General features: G+C 44.6%; 6 protein-coding genes and 1 pseudogene. 3 read left to right on the forward strand and 4 right to left on the reverse strand.

What is annotated here, in order from left to right:
- The 4 genes and pseudogenes from NWQ57_RS03520 to pspF form a co-directional block, all read right to left on the reverse strand.
- Nucleotides 1–295: pseudogene (locus tag NWQ57_RS03520) on the reverse strand (peptide ABC transporter permease); the annotation flags it as partial.
- Nucleotides 296–299: 4 nt separating this feature from the next.
- The gene (locus NWQ57_RS03525) at nucleotides 300–1316 is read right to left on the reverse strand and encodes an ABC transporter permease subunit (RefSeq protein ID WP_306020676.1); all 1017 of its coding nucleotides are present in this window, start codon (nucleotides 1314–1316) and stop codon (nucleotides 300–302) included.
- Entirely contained in the window at nucleotides 1313–2923 is a 1611-nt protein-coding gene (locus tag NWQ57_RS03530) for an ABC transporter substrate-binding protein (RefSeq protein ID WP_306020677.1), read from the reverse strand. Before NWQ57_RS03530 ends, NWQ57_RS03525 begins: the two co-directional genes overlap by 4 nt.
- Nucleotides 2920–4032, reverse strand: coding sequence for a phage shock protein operon transcriptional activator (gene pspF, locus NWQ57_RS03535; RefSeq protein ID WP_306020678.1), 1113 nt, complete (start codon nucleotides 4030–4032; stop codon nucleotides 2920–2922). The genes NWQ57_RS03530 and pspF overlap by 4 nt, the downstream gene beginning before the upstream one ends.
- Before the next feature lie 184 nt (nucleotides 4033–4216).
- On the opposite strand from pspF, the gene pspA reads away from it, so the two are divergent.
- From pspA to pspC, 3 genes are read left to right on the forward strand one after another with little or no spacing between them, the layout of a single operon-like run.
- Nucleotides 4217–4885, forward strand: a complete 669-nt coding sequence (gene pspA, locus NWQ57_RS03540; RefSeq protein WP_306020679.1) for a phage shock protein PspA — start codon at nucleotides 4217–4219, stop codon at nucleotides 4883–4885.
- Between the two features lie 24 nt (nucleotides 4886–4909).
- Nucleotides 4910–5152, forward strand: a complete 243-nt coding sequence (gene pspB / locus NWQ57_RS03545) for an envelope stress response membrane protein PspB (RefSeq protein ID WP_306020680.1) — start codon at nucleotides 4910–4912, stop codon at nucleotides 5150–5152.
- Complete coding sequence (gene pspC, locus NWQ57_RS03550) at nucleotides 5139–5549, forward strand: envelope stress response membrane protein PspC (RefSeq protein WP_306020681.1); 411 nt, start codon at nucleotides 5139–5141, stop codon at nucleotides 5547–5549. The genes pspB and pspC overlap by 14 nt, the downstream gene beginning before the upstream one ends.
- Nucleotides 5550–5660: the final 111 nt, after the last annotated feature.

Consider the following 5660-nt stretch of genomic DNA (forward strand, 5'->3'; position numbering starts at 1 on the left):
ACGTATAACTGGTCCCAGCCATTAGCCGCGACATCAGATCACGCCCTAAATCGTCTGTTCCGAGAGGGTAGGACACTAATCCTGAATTCTGCCAGGAAGGGGGAACTAACAACAATTGGGAGTTTTGCAGGTAAGGATCATGTGGGGTTAAAAATGGAGTTAATACTGCGAGCAGCAGTAACAACAATAAGGCGATAAAACCAAAAAAAGCAAAGTGTTGTTGCGTGAAGTGCTTCCACAAAAGCCGAAACGGGCCTTTATTATACTCTTCATAATAGAGCCGGAACTTTTTCATGTCATTACTTCCTGGCCAACGGATTTAACAATGTATGAAGAATTTCGGTAAACATATTCACCGCAATCACCAACGACGATACCACTAACACGCCACCCTGAATTGCCGGGAAGTTCCGCTGATAAATACTGTCTATCAGCCAGCGCCCGATGCCTGGCCAAGAAAAAATCACTTCGGTAATCATCGCCAGGGTGATCAGGGTACTAAATTGCAAACCAACTTGACGTGTCACAGGTAATAGCGCGTTACGTAGCCCATGTTTATAAAGGACTTGTAACCTGGTTAAACCCTTCGCTCTGGCCGTTTTAATGTAGTTTTGCTCCAGCACATCAAGCATAGATTCACGAGTAAACCGGATCATCACAGTTGTCGGATAAGTTGCAAGCACTAATGATGGCAGCAGAAGATGCCTGATTGCATCGAATAAAGCTTCATTGCGGTATGGGGCGTCGGAGCCTAGAATATCCGGCAGCATAAAACCGGACAACCTTGGAATTTCATACAACACACTCAAGCGCCCAGACGTAGGCAACCATCCCAAGGTGAGAGAGAACACCATAATTAATAGCAGAGCCCACCAGAAAGTCGGGATTGAATAACCAACCAAAGCAAAGCCCGAAATCAGTTTATCCAACCATTTATCTTTACGCACCGCAGCGATAATACCAAATGGAACCCCAATCAGCAGTGATAACAATAACGCATAGGAAGCAAGTTCAAGCGTCGCCGGCATCACATTAAGGATTTCATCCAGTACATTTTGTTGACTAGAAAAGGATAGCGCCCAGTTACCGTCGAGAATACGTTGATTAAAGTAGATGTATTGTTGCCAATATCCTTGGTCGAGACCGAGTTGTTGTCGCAGCACTATTTCGTCAGCCGGGCTGATATTTCTAAGTCCGGTAAAATTACTCAGCACATCACCGGGAAATAAATAACCAAGGCTAAAGGCAAAGATAGTTAATGCCACAAAGACGAAGCTCAGTAGAAACATTCGGCGCATTAAATAATGAAATATCATAGCGATTTACCTGCGGCCGTAAAATTAATGCCACCGTACGGGTTGATCCTAACGCCTGAAATATTCCGGCTGCGGACCTGGAAGCGTTTTGAGTGAGCAATTGGGACCAACGGCATTTGCTCGGCCTGATATTGTTGCGCTTGTTGGTAGAATGCTCGACGCTCTTCGAGGATTGGGGTATGGACAGCTTTCGCGATAAGCTCGTCGTAATTTTCATCACACCAGTTCGAACGATTGCTGCCAGAAATGGCCGCAGCACAGCTTAATAAAGGGCGTAGGAAGTTATCCGGATCAGCGTTGTCTGCTGACCAGCCAATCAATACGGAATCATGTTCACCTTGCCGAAGTTTACGACGAAATGTATTCCATTCATAAGAAACAATATGTGCCTGTACGCCAATTTGAGCTAAATCTGCCTGAATCAGCTCAGCCATCTTTAGTGCATTTGGATTGTATAGTCGTTGAACAGGCATTGCCCAAATATCCATTTGAAAACCCTGAGGATAACCTGCTTCAGAAAGCAATTTTTTCGCCAGTTGCGGATCATATCGTTGAATATTCAGGTTTTTATCGTAAGCCCAAGACGTTGGCGGCAACAGCGAATTAGCAGGTTCTGCCTGACCAAAATACACGGCCTGCATAATATTTGATTTATTAATCGCATAGGACAACGCTTGACGAACTTTAACCTGGTCAAAGGGGGCAACGCGTGTATTAAAAGCCCAATAGCCGACATTCATGCTGGTTTGAGCGTCTATTACAAAATCTTCCCGTTTTGACAACAAAGTTAATTCTGCCAGACGTGGAATTGGCGCCACATCGCATTCGTGGGTCAATAATTTTGCTATGCGCTTGGTGTTGTCAGGAACAATATCGATGACCAGTTGCTCCATTTGAGGCAGCTGACGCCAGTATTTAGGATGGCGGTAATAGCGAATGAGGATATCTTTTTGATAATTGCGATATAAAAACGGCCCCGTGCCAACTGGAAGTTGGTCTAAATCTGCCAGCGTCTTATTTTTGACTAACTGGGCGCCATATTCAGCAGACAAAATCGCCGCAAAATCGGTGGCTAGCGTTGATAAAAACGAGCTGTCAGGTTTGGTGAGGGTAAACTCAATTTCCATCGGGCTTATAACGGTTAACTTTTCGACCAACTGTTGCCATTCAACGCTGTCAAAGTAAGGATACTCGGTGGCAGTCTGATGAAATGGATGTTGTACAAACAATAAACGGCCAAATGTGAAAAGGACATCCTCAGCGGTCAGTTGCCGGGTAGGACTGAAATAGCGGGTATGATGAAACTCGACGCCTTGGCGAATCTGAAAACGGTATGTTAATCCATCGTCGCTAATTTGCCAGCTTTCTGCTAAACCGGGAATTAACTCCCCATTGTCTGGGTCGATATCTAGCAAGCGGTCATAAAGATGTTGGCTAATGGCATCAATGGTGGTGCCTGAAGTTACTAATTGCGGGTTGAAGCTTTCCGGCGAGCCTTCAGCGCAATAGACCAACCCGTTGACGCGGGTCGTTGGCAATATTGGCTGGCAGGCACTGCTAAAAATAGTTAGCAAAATAATGGTAGCAAAAGAGCCGATTGATTTCATTGTTGGCTGTCTAACAGTTTGTATTTTTTCATATAACCACGAAGCTGATGATAGGTCAGATTTAATGCTTCCGCCGTTTTTTTCTGATTGTATTGGCAGGCAGACAATGCTTGTTTAATTAACGTGACAACCGAATGTTCAGACAATACTTTAAAATCCTGCTGTTGATTAAAGTCTGGTTGAGGCGCTGAAGTCTCTGACTGAACGTGCTGCTTTGCGGCAGGTATTGCCGTATTATCACCTGAAGTCGTCACTTTAGCTATCGCCGGTTGTGCATTGGTTACAGCGGTGATTCTATCTTGCGTTCTGACGCGAGTTTGCGGGCGAAAAGGGGAAGCAAATGGGTCTAGTAAAATCTCGTGCACCGGCACATATGGATTATTTGTACGATAGACACTGCGTTCTACCACGTTTTTCAATTCCCGCACATTTCCAGGCCATTCATAATCAAGCAGCATCCGCTTTGCTTTTTCAGAAAACCCGCTGAACAACTCAAAATTGAGTTCGCGGGCCATGCTGATTGCGAAGTGCTCGGCCAGCACTAAAATATCTTCGCGTCGCTCGCGCATTGGCGGTAACGTGATCACGTCAAAAGCAAGCCGGTCCAGCAAGTCTGCTCTGAATTCACCACGATCTGCCATTCCGGGTAAATCTTCATTAGTCGCACAAATCAGTCGTACATCAACCTTAATCGCCCTGCTGCCACCGACGCGTTCAAACTCTCCGTATTCAATGACTCGAAGCAGTTTTTCCTGGACTAATCCTGGGGTGTTGGCAAGTTCGTCCAAAAACAAAGTACCAAAATTGGCCCGTTCAAAACGGCCTTCATGGCGTTTGCTCGCTCCGGTAAATGCACCAGCTTCATGACCAAATAATTCACTTTCAAGTAAGTTTTCGTTCAATGATGCACAATTCAATGTCAAATAGGACTGATCCCAACGCTGGGAAAGATAGTGCAAACGTGCTGCAATCAATTCTTTACCGGTACCACGCTCGCCGATAATCAATACTGGTTTATTTAAAGGTGCTATCTGTGAAACTTGATCAAGCACGTTTAAAAAGCTGTTGGACTGGCCAATCAAATTATCTTGCTGGAATGCTCTTGCCATGACGCTGCTACAAATTAGTGAATTTTACTAATAAGTAGTCTATTTCATACGGCATGATTTCAGAAGTAGTTGTTGAAAATAAATAAAGCGCATATATAACAATGATTTATGTGTGATTTGAAAGTTGGCAAGGAAACTGAATAAGGTATCTTGTGTCAATCAGACAATTAATGAGGTAATAATCATGGGTATTTTCTCTCGCTTTTCAGACATCGTGAACTCAAACATCAACGCTTTATTGGATAAAGCTGAAGATCCAGAAAAAATGGTGCGGTTGATTATTCAGGAAATGGAAGACACTTTGGTTGAAGTTCGTTCAACCTCAGCTAAAACCATCGCTGAGAAAAAAGAACTGCAACGAGTTGTCAGCCGCCTGGAAGAAGAAGTGGTTGATTGGCAGGCAAAAGCCGAGTTGGCTCTTGCTAAGGACCGAGATGATTTAGCTCGTTCTGCCTTGATTGAAAAACAAAAATCAGCGGATCAAGCGGCTTCGGTTGCTGCAGACATTGCCAATTTAGATGCACATGTCAGCAAGTTACAAGATGAAGTCGGACAATTGCAGGAAAAGCTGGCAGATGCCAAGGCACGCCAGAAATCGATGCTGATGCGTCAAAAAACAGTGGCGTCACGTTTAGAAGTGAAAAAATCGTTAGACAGCAACCGCTTAAACGATGCAATGTATAAGTTTGAGCGTTACGAACAAAAAATCGATTCACTGGAAGCCCAGGTTGAGTCTTATGATTTAGGTAAGAAAACGCTTCGTGACGAGTTTGCTGAACTGGCGGCTCAGGACAAAATTGATTCTGAACTGGCAGCATTAAAAGCTAAATTGAATAATGACAATAACGCCTGATCGACAGGCGTTAGGGAGTAAATAATGGGAATTCATGAAGCTTTTGGCGTACCACTGATATTGTTCATGATTTTTGTGGCGCCAATTTGGGTCATTATGCACTATCGAAGCAAACGTAAAATTTCAGAAGGTTTGTCAGAAACTGAATTAAACCAACTGAATGATTTGTCAAACCGCGCTGAAAAAATGGCCGATAGGATTAAAACCCTTGAAGCCATTCTGGACGCAGAGTCACCAAATTGGAGACGGGACCATGACAAAGTTTAAAAAAGAATTGTTGCGGGATGACCGCAACGGCAAGATAGCCGGCGTCTGCGCCGGTATCGCAGACTACTTCGGCTGGGAGCTGTGGTTAGTCCGGGTTGTGGCGCTGGCATCCTTGCTACTTGGTTTTGGCGGTTTTTTACCGGTGTTGTATATCGTTGGTTGGATAGTGCTGGAGAAAAAATCAGTTGCTGAAGCCAAAACAGGCAAAGTTGTCGTGCCACCTATTGAAAAACCGGTGGAAGTGAAAACCCGGATTTGGCAACGTGGCGAAGCGCCAAAACAAGCACTTGGTCATATTCAACAACAATTTGATAGTATCGAATTTAGACTACGTAACATTGAAACTTACGTTACGTCGAGTAAATACCAGTTACATCGTGAATTTAACCGGCTTTAGCCGCCCGAGGGTGGCAATGCCACTGGAGGGTGCATGAAGGGATGGTCGAAGTTACATGAAAACTGGACAGAGCAGGCACAGCAGTTCTCGCAGCGTCTGCTCGATCGCCAT

The organism is Paraglaciecola sp. (genome assembly GCF_030730205.1).
Classification (GTDB): domain Bacteria; phylum Pseudomonadota; class Gammaproteobacteria; order Enterobacterales; family Alteromonadaceae; genus Paraglaciecola.

Bases quoted from the DNA above. Each gene is read 5' to 3' on its own strand.
- NWQ57_RS03525 (WP_306020676.1), bottom strand. From the start codon at position 1,316: ATGATATTTCATTATTTAATGCGCCGAATGTTTCTACTGAGCTTCGTC.
- NWQ57_RS03530 (WP_306020677.1), bottom strand. From the start codon at position 2,923: ATGAAATCAATCGGCTCTTTTGCTACCATTATTTTGCTAACTATTTTT.
- pspF (WP_306020678.1), bottom strand. From the start codon at position 4,032: ATGGCAAGAGCATTCCAGCAAGATAATTTGATTGGCCAGTCCAACAGC.
- pspA (WP_306020679.1), top strand. From the start codon at position 4,217: ATGGGTATTTTCTCTCGCTTTTCAGACATCGTGAACTCAAACATCAAC.
- pspB (WP_306020680.1), top strand. From the start codon at position 4,910: ATGGGAATTCATGAAGCTTTTGGCGTACCACTGATATTGTTCATGATT.
- pspC (WP_306020681.1), top strand. From the start codon at position 5,139: ATGACAAAGTTTAAAAAAGAATTGTTGCGGGATGACCGCAACGGCAAG.